Source organism: Floridaenema fluviatile BLCC-F154 (assembly GCF_041929135.1).
GTDB classification, from domain to species: domain Bacteria; phylum Cyanobacteriota; class Cyanobacteriia; order Cyanobacteriales; family Aerosakkonemataceae; genus Floridanema; species Floridanema fluviatile.
In genome coordinates, this window is sequence record NZ_JBHFNS010000027.1 from 18,052 (window position 1) to 36,003 (window position 17,952).

Genomic DNA, 17,952 nt, shown 5'->3' on the forward strand with positions numbered 1-17,952 from the left:
AAAGGGAAAAGTAATTTTCTCAACCTCTACCCTTTCTCCTCAAACTAAATCCAATTAACATGACGCAGCCAGGGCCAAACTCCTGTTTGTCTTCTCAAAGTGACGTTTTCGCTATGTTCTGAGATCACATCTCTGAGTTCCTGACTTGTGAAATTGTATCCCAATGTTTCCGCCATTTTAATGAACTCTTCTGGGTTACTAGCTGCTGTCATCTTTTCTCTTAAAGAGAAATCACTAGTAGCATCTTCTAGAAATTGATAGGCACTTTCTTTGGTCATTTTTTTGGGAAAATACGTTAATTAATAACAACTTATCTAATTTTACCTAGAACAGTATAACAATTAATCGTGCAATTACAACCACAAAAATTTTAAATAAACCCGGTCTTGACGAGTATAAATGGATATAGTAGCAATTTGTACTTACTAGCAACCGGGTTTATTCTTTATAGCTGCCAAAAGTGCGATATACTGTTACACTTTAGCAATATGAAAATGATTTCTGAAGTTAACGATTTTTGTCCAGTAGTGTTTCAAATTCTGCCCTTAATGATTTGACATTGGCGACTCTGCCAATTAAAAGATTTTCGCTTCCGGCATCTTTTAAGCGTTCTTTCCAATATTTGATACTATCTGAGTTATTCACCCAGAAATTAACTACCGTATCAATTACTGCATCTAAATCCCAACCGCGGTAATTCGGAATATTTTCTACCGATTGAATTAATGCGTCTAGAGTACATTTGTATGCGGCGACATATTCCACTCCGGTTTGAGATTGTTGCTCTTTTCTCTCTTGCTGTTGATTAAAAAAGTATAAAATTGGAGAGACTCCGAGAATATCGAAAGTGTATTTCATTCCTCTACTCCTAATTTCAGATACTTAGGCTTATTTGATGACTTATATAGCAAATTTTCCCAATTTTTGGGTGACGAATTTTAAAGGTGAACTGGCGGCGCTGAGTGCAGCTTTTCTGTGGGCGATCGCAACTGTAGTCTGGTCAAACTTGGGACAACGCATTCCCCCACTAAAGTTAAATTTTCTCAAAGGGGCGATCGCAATTACTTTTTTAATCTTGACAGTTTTTCTTTCAGGACAGTCATTACCAGCGATCGATCCACTAGCTTTTTGGTTACTTTTCCTCAGTGGGGTGATGGGAATTGCGATCGCAGATACAGCTTTATTTGCCGCACTTAACTGTTTAGGCGCACGACGCACGCTGTTATTAAAAACACTAACCTCGCCATTAGTAGCATTAATAGCTTTAGTTTTTTTACAGGAGACTCTCTCCATTACAGCTTGGTGGGGAATTATTCTTACTCTATTAGGAGTAGCTTGGGTAATTAGCGAAAGAGTTCCGGGAATAAATGGCAAAGAAGCGTATTTTTGGCAAGGTATTGCTTGGGCGATGGTATCAACTTTCGGAGATGCGATCGCTGTAATTTTCTCCCGTGCAGCCTTAACCCAAACCACAATTAATCCTCTATGGAGTACCCTAATTAGATTAGCTACGGGACAAGTATTATTGCTAATTTTGCTCCTAATAAAAACCCGCAAAATCAAAGAAAGTTCGATTCATTTATCCCAATCTCTCTTTACAACCAAATTATTGGGAATCATTATCTTAACTTCCTTTCTTGGCACTTATTTAGGAATATGGTTACAACAAATTGCCCTAAAATTTGCCCCGGCTGGAATCGCCCAAACCTTAAACGCCACTAGCCCACTTTTTGTTTTACCCATTGCAATTTGGCTGGGAGAAAAAGTTAGCTTTCGCGCCATTGCTGGAGTCTTTTTAGCTTTAGCAGGTATCGCATTGTTGTTTAGAGCTTAACCGTCCGCTACCCCGCGTACTTTAACGAACCTTAATATTAGTCTTGAGCTTCTTTATCAAAACTTTTTTAAAATTTACCCTTACAATCCCGATTTAATAGGAAATTCAGAGAAATTTAAATTAACTTACTTAGCCAAATAAATTTATGCTGTTTGTAGCAGTTGATTTGTATATCCGAACCAATAAAGGAAATTACCGATCGGGAACAGAGCTATTTTCGCGAGTTCCTACTATATATGAAAAACTCAAAGTCAAAGACAATCGATTTTGGGTGGTCGAAGTTTGTCACTATGCTAAAAGTGGTTTAAATTCCGATCTAGATCCCGTGGCGAGTGTATTAGTAATGCGGTACTAAAGAAAGTAATTAATAGAGCGATCGCTCTAACCAACTATTAAAATTAGCCTCAATAGCTAAAAAGCATGATCGTTCACACAAATGACAGATGACAAATGATTAAAGCCGACAAATTAAACAGGCATTTTGTCAGCAAACCTACCCGTATTTTTTAAAGCATCTAAAAAAGCGTAAACTCCCGGAGAATGGAGAGCATTTGCTAAAATTGCTACTCCAATTATTCTTTGCAAAGGTACTGGTAAATTGCATTCTTTGATGCCAATAGGTAAAGGTTCAGCAGCTAATCGAGGCATAATAGCTGCGCCTAAACCTTGTTCTACCATGCTGACAATTGTTGAATCTTCGCGGATTTCGTAAGCAATTTTCATTGGGTATTCCGCTTGATTCAAATAAGGAATGATGTAATCATAACAAGGATTTAAAGAACTGATAATTAAAGGAAATCCAGCTAACTGTTGCCAAGAAATCTGCGTAGTTTCTAGAGGACATTTTGGCGGTAAAAGAACGATGTAGTCATCTCGGAGAATTTCCCAAGTTTCAAACTCATTACTAGAAGGTAAATAAGTAAAGCCTATATCGGCAAAACCTGTACGCAAACTTTCTTCTATGCTGAGAAAACTATCATTTTCAGTAATTTTAATATTAATATCAGGACATATAGTGTGAAATTTGGCGATCGCAGTTGGTAAAATATGAGTCGCCACACTGCGAAAACAAGCAACTCGCACCACTCCGCCTTGTAAACCTTTTTCTAAATCAGCTTCCTTTTTCATCGCATTTACTAATCGTAATACTTGAGTTGCATGAACTTTAACTCTTTCCCCCACAGGCGTTAAATGTGCGCCATGACGACCTCGATAAAATAACACTACTCCTAACTCTTCTTCCAAGCTAGCAATAGCGTGGCTAACTGCTGATTGAGAAATTTCTAAACGCAGTGCTGCTTCACTGAAATTTTTGCATTCTGCTACTGCAACTAAAGCAAGCAACTGAGAGAGTTTGATCTGATTTTTTTTGATTTCATCCATATCAGTTTTTTACTCAATTATTGCATTGTCTCAAAAGCCGCAGCCTAATTCCTCTTTCCATCTATCTATTTTATTCATACAAGCTATTCAAGTAATAGATGGTTCCCTAGTTAAATTAGGAGTACATTGGATTTATCGACAGATTTAAAAAATCACTTATCAGGATAAGTCTATGAAAATAATACACAGTTCTTTACAACAAAACCAAGCAAACTCTCCATTAATTTCGGGGCTTTATCTACCAGCAATTAAATCTAAATTTGCCACATTCATTAACAAGATTTGTGAAGGATTTGTCACATTAATTAATCATGCCAGCGAACTCAAAGTTTGGCAAAGTCGCGATCGCAAAGGTCATACTTGCTGGAACGCTTACGACCCCACCACAGGTAAATCTATTAGCTTAGACTCCGAAGCAGAAATGCGGATGTGGATCGAAGAACGCTATTACCAACAATAGTTAACTGGTGGGTTAAAAATGGCTGAAGATCAGTATTTGGGTGGGCAAGTCCCACCCTTTTAAATATTAACGTTTCAGCGCCAAACTCAAACCATCAGCAATCGGTACCATACTGATAGTAACTCTTTCATCCGAGAACAATTTCTCGTTAAATTTACGGATTGCTAGAGTACTTTGATCTTGCACTTGCCGATCGGCAACTCTTCCCGACCAAAGTACATTATCAACTGCAATTAAACCCCCAGGACGTATTAATTGTAAACAGCGTTCATAATACTCCTGATAATTCCCTTTATCCGCATCGATAAAAGCAAAATCAAAACTTTCTTGTTCTCCAGTAGCTAATAATTGATCTAAAGTATCTAAAGCTGGTGCAATTCGCAAATCAATTTTTTCTGCAACTCCCGCTTCTTGCCAATAACGACGAGCAATATTAGTATATTCTTCACTAACATCACAAGCAATAATCTTCCCATCTGGCGGCAAAGCTAAAGCCACAGAAAGGGAACTATAACCAGTAAAAACGCCAATTTCTAAAGTTTTCTTCGCGCCAATTAACTGCACTAACAAAGCCATAAATTGACCTTGTTCCGGTGAAATTTGCATCCCAGAAGAAGGATGATTAGCTGTTTCTTCGCGCAAACGCCGCAAAATATCCGGCTGTCTCACAGAAACAGATACAAAGTAATCGTAAAGTTGATTGTCTAAGCCAAGTGTCTTTTTTGTCATTGTTCTTTTGGGAATTCTTCCTTTTTCAAACCAGATATAGTATTACATAAGCATAGAAAGTTAAATTTAGAAAATACGATCGCGCCTACTGAAATTTTATATATCCAGTACCGTCATCTTCTCCGACAATCAAAAAACCGAATGATTCAATCAATGCCTGTATACAACCTGTACCACCATAAGGGTAAGCCAAAGGATTGAACTCTATTCTTGCTAAATCTGAAGATATCATTCGGCATGAAATAAGTTCGTATTCACCATTCTTAAAAGCATCAATCATAGACTCAAAATCCCAAGGTGTTTCTAAACTTGGTTCTGTCCACCTTTGAGGCACAGGCGTAGCTTCCCAATTACGCAACCATTCGGCTTGTTCTTCTTCAGTAGGCCACCAAAAAGTTGATAATGCTTGTTCATCAAAAAAAGCTAACCAATCTTCTTCGTTGCGCCACTTATTAGTATCTTTATCTCTCTTAATTTCTTGAAAAATTCGACATAAACTATCAAATATTTGTCGATTTTCCACTTTGAATTCGCAGAAGCAATAATTCATTTTAATCTATTGCATTAAAATATTTTCAGCGATCCCGCTAGCCCATTCTAACAAAAAATGAAAAAACAATGATAAAAAAATAACTTGTCTAGTCCATCTAACAGGTGTATAATTTACATAAAAAGAAGGGGAGTAGCTGCTAGCTAAACCGAATTAAAGATAAATTAATTTAGCTAGCCCGTCTGAATCAACATACTGGCGATGAGCCTGGTTCAGATGACAAGTTTCTCAAGCTCAAAAGATAATTTGAGCAGATTAAAGCTTGCAAGCGAGACCTTCACTAAGTTCACAACTGATGTGAGCTTGGTGAAGTCTATTTGCACTCATCAAGCTCACTCAGAGAAAGCGAAAACACGAGGAGAGTTTGAGAGAATGCTGACAGCTTTTACTGCTGGATTATTGTTAATTACAGTTTCAGAATTAGGCGACAAAACATTTTTTATTGCGGCAATTTTAGCCATGCGTCATTCGCGGAGACTGATATTTATCGGTGTGACAGCCGCCTTAGCAGCAATGACGATTTTATCGGTTTTAGTCGGACAAGCGGTATCACTTTTACCGAAAATATATGTTTATTATGCAGAAATTATCTTGTTTGTTGGCTTTGGATTAAAGTTACTTTATGAAGCCAGCAAAATGTCAGATAAAAGTGAATCAGAGGAAGCAGAAGAAGCTTTAGAAGAAGTGAATAAAGCCGAAGCAAAAATTCGGCATAAACAGAGTAATTTAGCAATTGTGACTAAAGCATTTGTGATGACATTTGTTGCTGAGTGGGGCGATCGCACCCAATTTGCTACGATCAGCTTAGCGGCAGGATACAATGCTTTTGGAATTACCACAGGAGCCATTTTAGGGCATGGAATTTGTGCGGCGATCGCAGTTACCTGCGGTAAACTAATTGCTAAAAGAATTTCGGAACGCAGCTTAACTGCGATCGGAGGAATCTTGTTTCTCCTATTTGCATTAGTTTCCTATTTAGAAGGAGTTTAAACGGAATGGTGCGTTACGTTAGCACGCTTCGCACCCTACAAATCTAATTTTTAGTTTCCGTTTTTTCCTGAGTAGTAGGTGCAGCTGGTACAGGGGAAGCAGCCGGAGTTTCAGCAGCCGGAGTTTTAGTAGCCGGAGTTTGGGATGCTAATTGAACGATTTGGTCTTTATATTGAGCAGGAGCTAAATTAGCAGCAGAATTAAACAGAGATTTAGCATCCTCAGATTTGCCTTGTTGTTGTAACACCAACGCCTTAGCTAAAACCGGACGAAAATCTTCCTTATTAGCCTTAATTGCATTATCGTAGACATTAATCGCATCAGCATAGCGTTCCTGTTGAGCATAAACCTGTCCCAACATCAGTTGCACAGAAATTACATTTACAGTATTAGCTTTAATTTGGTTAAGGTTGGGAGCACTTTCCAGAGTATCTTGGAGTAAACCAATAGCTGCTTCAGGACGACCTTCAGCCAATAGCAAGCTAACGAGACCTTGTAAAGCCTTGACATCACCCGGTTGAGATTCCAGAATTGAACGATAGACTTTAGCGGCTCCTTCACGATCGCCAGTTTGTTGCCGAGCCTGAGCCAGCAAAACCGAGTATTCCGTATTTTCCGGCTTTAGTTTCGCCAACCTTTCCAAAGGTTCGATCGTAGTTTTCACATCAGCCGCACCCTGACGTACTAACTCTAACTGAGTAAACAGCAATCCCGTGAGAGCGGTTTCATTATCAGGCTCTCGTTGTAGGACTAACTGATAACCTTTAACCTGAGCTTGTAATTCCTCTTGCTTCCCTGCTGGCGTTTGAATTGGTGCAGATGTTCTAGCAGAAGAGGCTTCTTGATTGAACGCACTACCAAACAAAGGCGCAATAGAGGGAACTATGAAAGCAAGACTTCCCAAAAACAGAAAGCCAAAAACCAACCAGCGACGGAGCTTTTCAGACACAAAACTTCTTTGAACTCTGATTAACATTATCAACTATCAGTTGCTAATGTGTCGCACCGCCTGCCCACCACTAAAAATATTCAGAGATAAGAAGAATTAGTGAAACTTTACGGATAAAACAATTTAGATATTGCATTGAGTAAAATAGACAGGCTAAAACAACTTGTCGATCGCAATCAACTGCTTTAGTAGAGTGAATTGTGAGCAATCCTGTGAATTACGAAATGTTCAACAAAAGAATAGAGTAGTAAATACAGGTTTTGGCTTTTGACTGGGACAGGCGGATCGATCAATCCTCCTGAATTAAAACCAGACATTTTCCATTGCAAGCCAGAATGAAGTGTGTCTCCGCTCCAAGGAGTTTTTATGAGTCCCTCTCCCAATCCCAATCAGTTTCCTGAATCCGCTAACAATCCCGAACAACCTCAAGCACCACAGCCGCCAGTAGTACGTCGGCCAAACCCGCCCAAAAGCGCCCCGACTCCTAAAAGCGAGCCTACAGCAACAGGTGAACCTAAAACCACTGGTGAATCTATCCCACCCAAAAGTACCTCGACTCCTAAGAGCGAAGCTACTCCTAAAAGTGTTCTAGTTGGCAAAAGTGAACCGAAAAAAGCTGAATCAGCACCAACGGCAGAATTTACCCCTACTCCAACAGCTGACACAGACACCACCTCCAGTGAAGCTAGCACAGCTGAACAAGATAACCTCTCACGGCTACAACCAATTCCACCTCCCAGCGAACCACTGCAATATCGAGCCATTGGTTTAGTTCGCGGAAAATATCTTCCCAGCGAAGAACAATTTACCCGCGGAAACGTACTCGCAGCAGATGGGAGACAAATTGATGCTGTCTTGCTAGGTCGAGTGATGAGTTTAGTCAAAAATCACTTAGATTTAGCCAGCGAACACCTGTGGGTAGTCTATCCCAGAACCAGACAAGAACAAGGCGACCTTCATGTGCAAATTGTAGGTGTCTGGGAACCCGAAAAATTAGATAAAGAGCGTCTAGCTACCTCTACGGAAGCCGAAGCTACCCCAGCCGAAGCCGAAGCTACCTCTACGGAAGCCGAAGCTACCCCTACGGAAGCCGAAGCTATCCCTACAGAAGCCGAAGCTACCCCTACAGAAGTTGAAGCTACCTCTACAGAAGCCGAAGCTACCCCTACGGAAGTTGAAGCCGAAGATGGTTATTTTTCCATTCGTGGTGAAGTTGTTTTCCAATCTCAAGACCAAGGAAAAATCATCGTTAAGATTAGGCAAGCCGCCAAGAAGGAAAGTGATAAACCCAAATTCTTCAAATTGACGCTTAATGGTCTTTTGGACAAGAAAGCTGTAGGTTACTTCTGGGACTTTCAGGTAATCAGAGAAGCTGATTCTCTGGTAATTCGGGAGGCAAAAGATATTGCCTCTGTGCGCCAGAGAAGACCAGGAAAACCGCGCCCCGGAGGAAAACGCTTTGGCGGTGGTGGTGGCCCAGGTGGGAAAAAACCTTGGAAGAAAGATCGTCCTCATCGTCCAGGATCTCCAGACGGTACTTCAGCACCTCCAGGCGGAGCCAGACCAATTCAAAAGCCAATTCCGCGTCCCAAACCGAAACCGCCAGCAACCTAGAGGGGAAGGGGGGCAGGGGAGCAGGGGGGCAGGGGGGCAGGGGAGCGAGAATTCAAAACTCTCTCACTCCCGAAACTCTCGCTAACTCAAAACTCAAAACTTTCCCCATCTCCCCTTGCCTCTACTCCAGGGCAATGGTAGCGCCCCAACGGTCTTGGGGTAAAAAGGCTCGATCCATTGGAATGGGGGCGACTCTTTCGGTTAAGGTGAATTTTCCATTAGCGATCCACTGTTTTAGTTCGTTGGCGACTTGGCGGGATAGATAAATGCTAGCCAGGGGAGCAACTCGGACTTGTTTGCCTTCGATGGTGATGCGACCGGATTTTAGTTGGGCGTAGGTGACTAAACCGAAGGTGGGTCGGACGCGCCTGGGGATGGAAAAATCGACTACTGGTGCTACTAGTTCTTTGTCTTGGATGGCACATTTTTTGATGACTTCTTCCTGTAGAACTGGAATGGGTACGCCGACTCCGAGCATCAAGGAGGGGCCGTAGTGTTTGAAGTAGCAACCTCTGACCCAGCGTTGTTCCATTTGTTTGGCATCGCCGATTAAGGCGAGGGTGGCAGCAGGTCCGATCGGGGTTTGATTGGGTAAGCGTTTTTGTCGGGTAAAGTTTTGCGTACCTTCCCAAGCTATGTATCCAATGCCACCACCAAGAAAGATCCGGGTGCCGATGCCGATAATTTCTAGGTTGGGGTCGTTGAATAGAGGGGAAATGGCTCCGGGGTTGGAATAAACGGCGTTGCTGAGTCGCGGTTGTAGGGGGCCTAAGTAGGTGTAGAGTGGTCGATCGCCTCCGTTAACTCCCACGATGAAATTTTGATATATATTCCGCGGATTGTAGAGATAAAATTGATTAATTGTGTCGCGGGTAATTGTGGTTTCAAAGGTAGCACGGGGATAGCAGTCGGTGACTTGTCCGATCGCTCTTAATTGTACAGGTTTTCCCGCTATTAAATCTTCAATTACATGACCACCACCCCGTTCTTTTGATTCTTCTTCTAAACCATCACGTTCGTAGTCTACACTTTGAGTTGCTCCTAAGTACAAATCCACTGCCCCAAAACCCGAATAAGCCAAAATTCCATCTAACCAACAAGAACGAATTTTAATCGGGGGATCGGTATGACCTAAATTAATAATCGCCCCTGATGATTCCATTGGTTCAAATGTCCCAGTAGTAATTACATCGACTTCTTTCGCTGCTTGGGTGACACCAACTTCTGCAACTCGGACTTTTAATTCTTCTACTGTCCAAACTACTACAGTTTGTTTGTTTATTTTCTCGTTAATCTCAGCAATAGTCCGCATAAAATACCAATTCATTAAGATTATGATGGCAAATTTTGCCTTTGATTGGTAGTAGGTAGTAGGTATTGAGTAGTGGGATAATTTGCTTTGAGCCGACTACCAACTACCAGCCTAAACAATATAACTAATGAATGGGAAACTGGCATTAATATTTAACCGGAATTCGCAGTATTTTCGGACTGTAGCAAGCTGGACTATGACAAGTGTTTGATGAAGTAAAGTAAACTAACATCATAAAGAAAAACATGATGACTACAAAGATATGTGCCATGAAGTCAACTGATGTAAAACCTTTACTTTTGTGTTCATTTCGATGTAGTTGTACTCGCAAAAAATGGATTTTCATAAACTTTTCTTCCTCCAATAAGTAGATGCCGATCGACTCTATATTTATAAGTTGCCCAAATAAACTGTAAAATATAATACTTACAGTACAGAGATTTTTGCAGGTAAATGTTAGGTGTAATTAGCTAACTTTACCCGTTGATATAGCAGAATAGATTAAATTAGCTAACTTTCCCGTTTACTTAACTTTTATTCAAGAGTTGCCTGTTATGCAGAGTTTACTGATCGATGCGAAAAACTTGCTTGGGGATTTGCTGAGTCGTTACCGTTCGCAAGTTGACTATTTGGCGATTCGGCTGGAAGAATCGGAAGGGACTGATATTTTATTGCGGGCTGATAAGATAGAAACCCTGTCTCAAGGGATCTCTCTGGGTGGACAGGTGCGGGCTTGTTACAAGGGGGGTTGGGGTTTTGCTAGCTTTAATCAGCTTTCGACACTGAAGGAACGGGTGGAGGAAGCGATCGCAGCTGCCAGAATGGTAGGTGAAGAAGAAACGATTCTCGCACCGATTACACCAATTCAGGATGTTTGCAGTTTACCTTTAACTGGTACCGATCCGCGGCATATTTCTTTAGCGCAAAAGAAGGAGTTGTGCGATCGCTACACGGAAATTCTCCGTAGCCTAGATAAAAGAATTACTACTACTTCAGTCCGCTATGGTGACAACGCCCAAAGAGTAATTCTCGCCACTTCCGAAGGCACGATGCTAGAACAATCTTGGGTAGATATGGAAATGCGTTTTGCTGCTACCGCTAGAGATGGAGATACAGTACAAACTGGTAGAGAAACTACTGGATCGCGCAAAGCTTACGAAGATTTAGTTGGCTTAGATTCCCAAGTCAAAAGTGCTGCTCAACGCGCCGTTGATGCTTTAGCTTTACCTCCCGTTAAAGGTAACTCTTACACAGTAGTTATTGACCCAATTTTAAGCGGATTGTTCGTTCATGAAGCTTTTGGTCATCTTTCGGAAGCTGATATGGCTTACGAAAATCCCGATTTGTTGGAAGTAATGACGATCGGACGCAGATTTGGGCCAGAAGAATTGCAAATTTTTGATGGCGCAGCCCCAGAAGGACATCGAGGTAGCTATTATTACGATGATGAAGGTACACCTGCAACTACTACCCAATTAATTAAAGATGGCGTTTTAGTAGGCAGATTGCATTCTCGTGAAACGGCTGGCAAACTAAACGAAACGGCTACAGGAAATGCCCGCTGTTTAAATTATCATTATCCCCCATTAGTGCGAATGACTAATACTTGGATTGAACCAGGAAAAACCCCTGTGAAAGATTTATTTACTGACATCAAAGAAGGGGTTTATGCGCGTAATTGGTTGGGAGGAATGACGAATGGAGAAATGTTTACTTTTAGTGCTGGGGAAGCTTGGATGATCCGCAATGGAGAAATTGCTGAACCTGTGCGCGATGTCACTCTTTCGGGAAATGTGTTTACTACTTTGGCTGATATTGAAGCGATCGGCGATGATTTCTATTGGGATGAGTCCGGCGGTTGTGGTAAAGGCGGACAAAGCGGTTTACCAGTAGGTTGTGGTGGCCCTTCTTTGCGAATTAAAAATGTAATTGTCGGTGGAGAAGCCGCGTAATTTCCCGTTCGTAGTAGCGACTTTAGTCGTTATAGTTCGTAGTAGCGACTTTAGTCGTTTCTTCGCCAGATAGAAGGACTAAAGTCCTCACAACGAACTTTTAATTGGAGGTTTAATTATGTCAGAAACAATGGCGAAAATTCTGCCTTTAGAAAATGGCGATCGTCTAACTCGTCCTGAATTTGAAAGACGTTATCAAACAATGCCTAATGTCAAAAAAGCAGAATTAATCGAAGGAGTAGTTTATATGGGATCGCCAGTTCGAGTAATTCACGGTCAACCTCATGCTCAAATTATGACTTGGTTAGGAAGTTACTGGACAGCTACACCGGGAATCGCATTAATGGATAATACTACAGTTCACCTTGATGCTGAGAATGAACCTCAACCTGATGCGTTATTAAGAATAGTAAATGGTGGACAAACAATGATTAGTGAAGATGGTTATTTAGAAGGTGCGCCAGAGTTGATTGCTGAAATAGCTGCAAGTAGTGCTTCTTATGATTTACGAGATAAATTAAGAGCTTATCGACGCAACCAAGTGCAAGAATATTTAGTATGGCAAGTAAACGAACAAAAAATTGATTGGTTTCGGTTAAGGGAAGGAGAATATATTGTTTTACCAAGTGATGAAACTGGAATAATTAAAAGTGAAGTTTTTCCGGGTTTATGGTTAGCTGTCCCGGCTTTAGTAGCGGGAAATTTAGTTGAGGTTCAATCGGTTTTACAAAGGGGTTTAGCTACATCTGAACATCAAGCTTTTGTGCAGCAATTAAGAGTTTAATGCTGCGTCGATTTGTTGATAAAGAAATTCTAAACTGCCAGAATTATCTAAGATGACATCAGCTTTTTGGCATTTTTCTGCAAGTGGCATTTGGCTGTTAATTCTAGCTTTCGCTTGTTCCAAGGTTAAATTGTTTCGCTGCATTAGTCTTTGAATTTGTTGTTGTTCTTTAACAAATACTACCCAAATTTCTGTGACTAAGTTGGTTAATTTTGCTTCAAATAATAGAGGAATTACTAAGATAACTGTGCTGTTTGATGGTAGTTGATTCATTGCTTCTGCAAAGCGTTGTCTGACATAAGGATGTATTTGTTGTTCTAACCATAAGCGTTCTTCTTTGTTAGGAAAAATAATTTCTCCTAGTTTTTGACGATTTAATGTACCATCAGCTAAAAGAATTTCTTTTCCGTAACGTTGAGAGATTTGGTTTAAAATTGGGGAACCAGTTTCTACGGCTTCACGAGCATAAATATCTGCATCTAAAATTGGTAAATGATAAGTGTTAGCCAAATAGTTGGAAACTGTTGTTTTACCAGTGCTAATTCCGCCAGTTAAACCAATTTTTCGCTGATTCATTGACTTTAACCAAGATGAATATTTGCTCACTTTTAATCGTGTGAATTTGGCTCGGAAAAGTGTCCGTTAGCAGAGATTAATTTTTCTGCTGTTTGCCGATCGACAGGTTGAGAAAAATAGAAACCCTGACTATATTCGCATTGTAAAATTTTCAATTGTCGGAGTTGTTCGAGGGATTCTACTCCTTCGGCAATCACGTCCATTTCTAAAATGTGAGCTAAAGAAATGATCGTGCGAACAATTTCTAAGCTTTCGCTATCACAACTCATTTGATTGACGAAGGAGCGATCGATCTTCAAAGTATCAATTGGTAGTTGATGCAATCTGGCTAAGGAAGAATAACCTGTACCAAAATCATCTATAGAAAGCTGAATTCCCAAACTTTTTAGTTGTTGCAACATGGCAGTTTCGGAAGCACTATTTCCGGTTAAGCTACTTTCAGTAATTTCTATTTTCAAACTTTCGCGGTTAATTCCGGTTTCTTGTAAAATTTGGTCGATGCGTTCGATTAATCCCAGTTGCGCTAATTGAGCAGCGGAAAGATTAACACTAATTATTAAAGGGAATTGTTGCGGAAATTTCTGTTTCCAAGTCACCATTTGATAACAGGCTTCTCTTAATACATATCTGTCGATTAAACTAATTAATCCGGTTTCTTCTGCTATGGGAATAAATTCTACTGGCGAAACCCAACCTCTAGTGGAATGATACCAGCGAACTAAGGCTTCAAAACCGATTAATTTGCCTGTTTTAATTGAAACTATTGGTTGATAGTAAACTTGAAATTCTTGACGTTCGATCGCTCTTCTTAAATCAGTTTCTAACTGCAAACGTTCCACTGCTTGAGTTTGCCATCCAGGTTCAAAAACTGCATAACGAGTTTTACTTAATTCTTTGGATTGGTGCATGGCTGTATCAGCAGCACGCAAGTAATCTTCTGGTTGTTGATAACCAACAGAACTGAATGCAATCCCAACACTAGTACTAATAAAAACTTCTTGTCCGTCTAAGTCAAAAGGATAGCTAAGTGATTGGTAAATTTGATCGGCAATATGAGTAGCATCGTTAGTTTCTTGTAAGTTAGTTAACAAGATAGCAAACTCATCTAATCCTATTTGAGCTACCATTGATTTTCGATATTTATTGGTTTGATTAGAAGTGCGATCTCTGGTTAAATTTTGTCTTTGTGAGGCTTGGTTATAAAGGATTAAATTTGATTCAAAGTCACATTTAAAAAATGAGTAATTGCTATTTTGCAAACAAAGTTTAATGCGTTCGGCAGCACTAAGCAGCAAGCGATCGGCTAAATGATGTCCCAAACTAAATTTAACCATTTGAAAGCGGTCTAAGTTTAAAAATAATACCGCAAACAAATTATCTGGATTATCTTTTGTTAAGTTAATAGTTTGTTCAAGTCGCTTGAGAAATAAGGTTCGGTTTGGTAATCCTGTAATTGGATCGTAATAGGCATAATGCTGTAATTTTTCTTCTGCTTGTTTACGTTCGGTGACATCTTGCACCATCGACAAATAATTAACAATTTGATTATTGCCATCTTTTAACGGTGTATTATGCCACTCGCAAGTAATTATCCGACCATCTTTAGTAATGTTTTCTATGACGTTATGATCTATGATTTCGCCAGCTGCTAACTGCTGGCGAATTTGTTGGACTAAAGCTTTAGCAGAAGAGGGAATAATTAATTCGTCAGGATATTTACCCAATGCTTCTTGTTTGGTATAACCAAAGATTTTTTCGGCGGCGGGATTCCAATCAATAATCCGAAAGTTTTTATCTTTCAGAATACAGCCGATCGGCATTCGATCGATCTGCAATTGCAACCGTTCTTGTAAATGTTTACTTTGCTCATAAAGTTGAGCATTAATAATTGCCATTGCACAGCGTTCGGCGGTAATTTCTAATAAATGAAGTTCCCGATCGCTAAAGGGATGAGTATTAAACCAATCAACATGAATCACTCCGACTAAAGTACCGTTACGTTTTAAAGGTACACCCATCATTGTGCAAATATTCATCTGTTTTAAAATAGGACTAGTTACTCGCGGATCTACTTGGACATTTTCTATATATAGTGGTTGATGATCGGCCGCAATAGTACCAGCAAAACCTTGACCGATCGCCACACTAAATTCCCTTTGCAGTTCTTCGGGAACACCAACAGTAGCCCGAACCCTTAAGCGATCGCCTTCTATTAACAAAATTACGGCTGTATCTGCTTTGATGACTTCCACAATTCTTTGCAGCAATACATTGAGTAATTCAGCTAAATTTAAGGTACTAACTGCATTAGCTGTAACTCTAATTACCGCATTTAAATCCTCACTTTCTTGGCTTAATTTTCTAACTAATTCTGAACGTTCTGCCTCTAATTGCAACCGGGGGGAAATATCAGCAATTATTGCCATAATGCCGTTAATACAGCCTTGGTTATCATATATTGGTGCAGTGGAAATGCTCACATCAATTAGCGATCCGTTGCGTTTTTGCCTTTGCACTTCTACTCCGGTAAATGACTCGCCCCTGAGTACGCGATCGCGCAAAATTTGAAACTCTGCTAGTTTATTTTCTGGCACAATTGGCAATATTTTGCCTAATACTTCTGACTCACTCCAACCAAAGATTCTCTCAGCAGCTTGGTTCCACATAATTACCCGACCATCAGGTGTTAAATTAACGATCGCTAGAGGTGATGCGGCAATAATTGCTTGCAGTTTTTGTTTCGTTTCTTCCAGTGCAACTTCTGCTTGTTTACGTTCTGTAATTTCCCTGGCAATTCCCACTAAACCAATTACTTCTCCTTGAGCATTGCGATAGGCGTTTTTTGTGGAGCAATAGACCTGCGTGTTGCTATTAATAGTAACAATTTCTTCCACGCTTTCTGACTGACCGCTATTGATAATTCGGCGATCGTTTTCCATAATTTTTCTAGCTATTTCTAAGGGAAAAAAGTCTGTATCGTTCTTGCCAATAATTTCCCCTGCGGACTTGCCTAAAATTTTGGCGCTTGCAGAGTTAACAAATAAATATCTTCCTTGAGTATCTTTAATAAAGATAGCATCAATAGAACTTTCTGTTAATGCTCTAAGAATATCGTTACTCTCTGACAAGCTAATTTCCATTACTTTGCGATCGCTAATACCTTTCAGAGTCCATATCAATTAATCATAATGACCTTAGCTTCGATCGGCAATAATCTGCTGATTTTTTGCCCATCGAACAATTGCTTCAGTTAATCCCAACAAGGTATATTCTGTTGCTTCTACATCAACTTTTCCTAACAATTGTTGACAAGTTTTCGAGGTTTGGGGCCCAATTGAAGCAATAGTAACCTTTTCTAGTCTATCTAAAGGTAAATTATCTTTGACTAACTGATGAAAATATTGTACAGTTTTGGAGCTAGCAAAGGTAATGATATCTATAGTTTGCTGTTCTAATGCTTGTAAAACTTCCAGTGGAATTGCACTAGGACAACCAGACTGATAAGCCGGAACTTCTACTACTTCCGCACCTTTAGCAGTTAATTCTTGAACTAAAACTTCTCTCCCACCCGTTTCCACTCTGGGAAAAAGAATCTTTTGGTTTGGTAATTCTTCAGGAAAATGTTCTATTAAAGAATCGGCGATAAAATTAGGCGGAATAAAGTCAGCAGATAAACCATGTTCTGCTAGAGATGCAGCTGTTTTCTTCCCCACCACAGCAATTTTAACTTTCTCTAAAACTTGGGGATTTTGTCCTTTTTCTTGCAATCGCTGAAAGAAGTAATCTACACCGTTAGTTGAAGAGAGAATTAACCAATTAAAAGTATGTATTTGAGCGATCGCTTCATCCAAAGCAAACCAACTCGAAGGAGGAGTAATTTCCAAAGCTGGCATTTCCATCACTATGGCACCTTGCTGTTGCAGCAATTGACAAAACTCGCTAGATTGTCCAGCAGCACGAGTTACTAAGATAGTAGTGCCTGTTAAAGGAAGTTCAGAGTTAATAGGATTCACCTTGTTAATATTTCCAGATTAAACCTTGATAACTGGATAGTTTAACTGAATGTGCTATCAAAATATATAATCTGAGTCAATATTTTGCAAATAGGGGTGTAACCCTACAACCTCACCAATTACTATTACTGCTGGTGAAAGAGAAACACCTAAAGTCATCTGAACTACATTTCTCAGTTCGGCTGTCCAAACTTGTTGTTCGGGATGTCCCGCCCAGCGAATTACCGCGACGGGGGTTTTTGCCGATCGCCCAAACCTCAGCAACCGAGTCACAATTTCATCAAGGTTTCTTCCCCCCATTAAAATCACCAAAGTTTCGATCCGGGAAATTGCTTCCCAATCCAACTCATCCGGTTCATGGGCACTGAAAACGGCAAAACAGCGACTTAACACAGGATCGGTCAAAGGAATTCCGGCTAATAAAGGTGCTGCTAAAGCTGAAGAAATTCCTGGGATTACTTCAAAATTACAACCAGAATTTTTCAAGGCTTGAATTTCCGAAGTACTGCGACCAAAAATAAACGGATCGCCACTTTTTAGCCGGACTACCTGTTTTCCTTGCTGACATTGTTCGACTAACAAAGAATTAATTTCTGTTTGTTTGGCGCTAGGTTTCCCTCCCCGTTTTCCCACATCAAACAGGCAACAATTTGTTGGTACTAACTGCAAAAGTTGGGCATCAACTAAAGCATCATAAACTAATACTTCCGCTTGCATTAAAACTTTTTGCGCTCGGACTGTCAGGTAATCTAAATCACCTGGTCCAGCACCAACAATATAGACTTTGCCTGTTTCAATCGACATAA

Annotated in this window: 17 protein-coding genes and 1 pseudogene; 7 read left to right on the top strand and 11 right to left on the bottom strand. The window is 40.1% G+C overall.

All coding sequences use genetic code 11. From position 1 onward, the window contains the following. Window positions 1-44: 44 nt before the first annotated feature. Both ACE1B6_RS06415 and ACE1B6_RS06420 read right to left on the bottom strand, forming a co-directional pair. A complete protein-coding gene (locus tag ACE1B6_RS06415) occupies window positions 45-278 on the bottom strand; it encodes a Nif11-like leader peptide family natural product precursor (RefSeq protein ID WP_413256417.1) in 234 nt (77 codons plus the stop codon). Between the two features lie 229 nt (window positions 279-507). Next, entirely contained in the window at window positions 508-858 is a 351-nt protein-coding gene (locus ACE1B6_RS06420; protein WP_413256418.1) for a hypothetical protein, read from the bottom strand. Window positions 859-895: 37 nt separating this feature from the next. On the opposite strand from ACE1B6_RS06420, the gene ACE1B6_RS06425 reads away from it, so the two are divergent. Beyond that, window positions 896-1,834 carry a DMT family transporter gene (locus tag ACE1B6_RS06425; protein WP_413256419.1) on the top strand — a complete coding sequence of 313 codons (939 nt, stop codon included), beginning with the start codon at window positions 896-898 and terminating at the stop codon, window positions 1,832-1,834. Window positions 1,835-1,979: 145 nt separating this feature from the next. Continuing rightward, window positions 1,980-2,189 carry a hypothetical protein gene (locus ACE1B6_RS06430; RefSeq protein ID WP_413256420.1) on the top strand — a complete coding sequence of 70 codons (210 nt, stop codon included), beginning with the start codon at window positions 1,980-1,982 and terminating at the stop codon, window positions 2,187-2,189. A gap of 113 nt (window positions 2,190-2,302) precedes the next feature. Here the strand turns inward: ACE1B6_RS06430 and ACE1B6_RS06435 are convergent, their stop codons facing one another. Further along, window positions 2,303-3,217: a LysR family transcriptional regulator gene (locus tag ACE1B6_RS06435; RefSeq protein ID WP_413256421.1), complete on the bottom strand. Its 915-nt coding sequence runs from the start codon at window positions 3,215-3,217 to the stop codon at window positions 2,303-2,305. Between the two features lie 172 nt (window positions 3,218-3,389). On the opposite strand from ACE1B6_RS06435, the gene ACE1B6_RS06440 reads away from it, so the two are divergent. Further along, window positions 3,390-3,677 carry a hypothetical protein gene (locus ACE1B6_RS06440; RefSeq protein WP_413256422.1) on the top strand — a complete coding sequence of 96 codons (288 nt, stop codon included), beginning with the start codon at window positions 3,390-3,392 and terminating at the stop codon, window positions 3,675-3,677. A gap of 66 nt (window positions 3,678-3,743) precedes the next feature. Here the strand turns inward: ACE1B6_RS06440 and ACE1B6_RS06445 are convergent, their stop codons facing one another. Further along, window positions 3,744-4,406, bottom strand: a complete 663-nt coding sequence (locus tag ACE1B6_RS06445; RefSeq protein WP_413256423.1) for a class I SAM-dependent methyltransferase — start codon at window positions 4,404-4,406, stop codon at window positions 3,744-3,746. 85 nt (window positions 4,407-4,491) lie between these two features. Then, entirely contained in the window at window positions 4,492-4,929 is a 438-nt protein-coding gene (locus ACE1B6_RS06450) for a hypothetical protein (protein ID WP_413256424.1), read from the bottom strand. A gap of 399 nt (window positions 4,930-5,328) precedes the next feature. On the opposite strand from ACE1B6_RS06450, the gene ACE1B6_RS06455 reads away from it, so the two are divergent. After that, window positions 5,329-5,946 carry a TMEM165/GDT1 family protein gene (locus ACE1B6_RS06455; RefSeq protein ID WP_413256425.1) on the top strand — a complete coding sequence of 206 codons (618 nt, stop codon included), beginning with the start codon at window positions 5,329-5,331 and terminating at the stop codon, window positions 5,944-5,946. A 43-nt stretch (window positions 5,947-5,989) separates the two neighbouring features. Here the strand turns inward: ACE1B6_RS06455 and ACE1B6_RS06460 are convergent, their stop codons facing one another. Then, window positions 5,990-6,895, bottom strand: a complete 906-nt coding sequence (locus ACE1B6_RS06460) for a tetratricopeptide repeat protein (RefSeq protein ID WP_413256426.1) — start codon at window positions 6,893-6,895, stop codon at window positions 5,990-5,992. A 366-nt stretch (window positions 6,896-7,261) separates the two neighbouring features. On the opposite strand from ACE1B6_RS06460, the gene ACE1B6_RS06465 reads away from it, so the two are divergent. After that, complete coding sequence (locus ACE1B6_RS06465) at window positions 7,262-8,509, top strand: hypothetical protein (protein WP_413256427.1); 1,248 nt, start codon at window positions 7,262-7,264, stop codon at window positions 8,507-8,509. A gap of 121 nt (window positions 8,510-8,630) precedes the next feature. Here the strand turns inward: ACE1B6_RS06465 and ACE1B6_RS06470 are convergent, their stop codons facing one another. Continuing rightward, the gene (locus ACE1B6_RS06470; RefSeq protein ID WP_413256453.1) at window positions 8,631-9,821 is read right to left on the bottom strand and encodes a homocysteine biosynthesis protein; all 1,191 of its coding nucleotides are present in this window, start codon (window positions 9,819-9,821) and stop codon (window positions 8,631-8,633) included. Between the two features lie 145 nt (window positions 9,822-9,966). Then, a complete protein-coding gene (locus ACE1B6_RS06475; protein ID WP_413256428.1) occupies window positions 9,967-10,167 on the bottom strand; it encodes a hypothetical protein in 201 nt (66 codons plus the stop codon). A 208-nt stretch (window positions 10,168-10,375) separates the two neighbouring features. Between ACE1B6_RS06475 and ACE1B6_RS06480 the strand changes: the two genes are divergently transcribed. Beyond that, window positions 10,376-11,773 carry a TldD/PmbA family protein gene (locus ACE1B6_RS06480; RefSeq protein ID WP_413256429.1) on the top strand — a complete coding sequence of 466 codons (1,398 nt, stop codon included), beginning with the start codon at window positions 10,376-10,378 and terminating at the stop codon, window positions 11,771-11,773. Between the two features lie 118 nt (window positions 11,774-11,891). After that, entirely contained in the window at window positions 11,892-12,557 is a 666-nt protein-coding gene (locus ACE1B6_RS06485; RefSeq protein WP_413256430.1) for a Uma2 family endonuclease, read from the top strand. Here ACE1B6_RS06485 and coaE read toward each other — a convergent pair. The 3 genes and pseudogenes from coaE to cobA form a co-directional block, all read right to left on the bottom strand. Continuing rightward, window positions 12,546-13,133: a dephospho-CoA kinase gene (coaE, locus tag ACE1B6_RS06490; protein ID WP_413256431.1), complete on the bottom strand. Its 588-nt coding sequence runs from the start codon at window positions 13,131-13,133 to the stop codon at window positions 12,546-12,548. The genes ACE1B6_RS06485 and coaE overlap by 12 nt on opposite strands. 32 nt (window positions 13,134-13,165) lie before the next feature. Continuing rightward, window positions 13,166-16,312, bottom strand: coding sequence for a sensor domain-containing protein (locus tag ACE1B6_RS06495; RefSeq protein ID WP_413256432.1), 3,147 nt, complete (start codon window positions 16,310-16,312; stop codon window positions 13,166-13,168). 15 nt (window positions 16,313-16,327) lie between these two features. Further along, window positions 16,328-17,950, bottom strand: a pseudogene (gene cobA / locus ACE1B6_RS06500) (uroporphyrinogen-III C-methyltransferase). Window positions 17,951-17,952: the final 2 nt, after the last annotated feature.

What these genes read in the sequence shown, in the direction of transcription:
- ACE1B6_RS06435 (WP_413256421.1), bottom strand. Translation starts at nt 3,217, where the DNA reads ATGGATGAAATCAAAAAAAATCAGATCAAACTCTCTCAGTTGCTTGCT.
- ACE1B6_RS06455 (WP_413256425.1), top strand. Translation starts at nt 5,329, where the DNA reads ATGCTGACAGCTTTTACTGCTGGATTATTGTTAATTACAGTTTCAGAA.
- ACE1B6_RS06425 (WP_413256419.1), top strand. Translation starts at nt 896, where the DNA reads ATGACTTATATAGCAAATTTTCCCAATTTTTGGGTGACGAATTTTAAA.
- ACE1B6_RS06420 (WP_413256418.1), bottom strand. Translation starts at nt 858, where the DNA reads ATGAAATACACTTTCGATATTCTCGGAGTCTCTCCAATTTTATACTTT.
- ACE1B6_RS06480 (WP_413256429.1), top strand. Translation starts at nt 10,376, where the DNA reads ATGCAGAGTTTACTGATCGATGCGAAAAACTTGCTTGGGGATTTGCTG.
- ACE1B6_RS06470 (WP_413256453.1), bottom strand. Translation starts at nt 9,821, where the DNA reads ATGCGGACTATTGCTGAGATTAACGAGAAAATAAACAAACAAACTGTA.
- ACE1B6_RS06475 (WP_413256428.1), bottom strand. Translation starts at nt 10,167, where the DNA reads ATGAAAATCCATTTTTTGCGAGTACAACTACATCGAAATGAACACAAA.
- ACE1B6_RS06445 (WP_413256423.1), bottom strand. Translation starts at nt 4,406, where the DNA reads ATGACAAAAAAGACACTTGGCTTAGACAATCAACTTTACGATTACTTT.
- ACE1B6_RS06430 (WP_413256420.1), top strand. Translation starts at nt 1,980, where the DNA reads ATGCTGTTTGTAGCAGTTGATTTGTATATCCGAACCAATAAAGGAAAT.
- ACE1B6_RS06415 (WP_413256417.1), bottom strand. Translation starts at nt 278, where the DNA reads ATGACCAAAGAAAGTGCCTATCAATTTCTAGAAGATGCTACTAGTGAT.
- ACE1B6_RS06485 (WP_413256430.1), top strand. Translation starts at nt 11,892, where the DNA reads ATGTCAGAAACAATGGCGAAAATTCTGCCTTTAGAAAATGGCGATCGT.
- ACE1B6_RS06465 (WP_413256427.1), top strand. Translation starts at nt 7,262, where the DNA reads ATGAGTCCCTCTCCCAATCCCAATCAGTTTCCTGAATCCGCTAACAAT.
- ACE1B6_RS06440 (WP_413256422.1), top strand. Translation starts at nt 3,390, where the DNA reads ATGAAAATAATACACAGTTCTTTACAACAAAACCAAGCAAACTCTCCA.
- coaE (WP_413256431.1), bottom strand. Translation starts at nt 13,133, where the DNA reads ATGAATCAGCGAAAAATTGGTTTAACTGGCGGAATTAGCACTGGTAAA.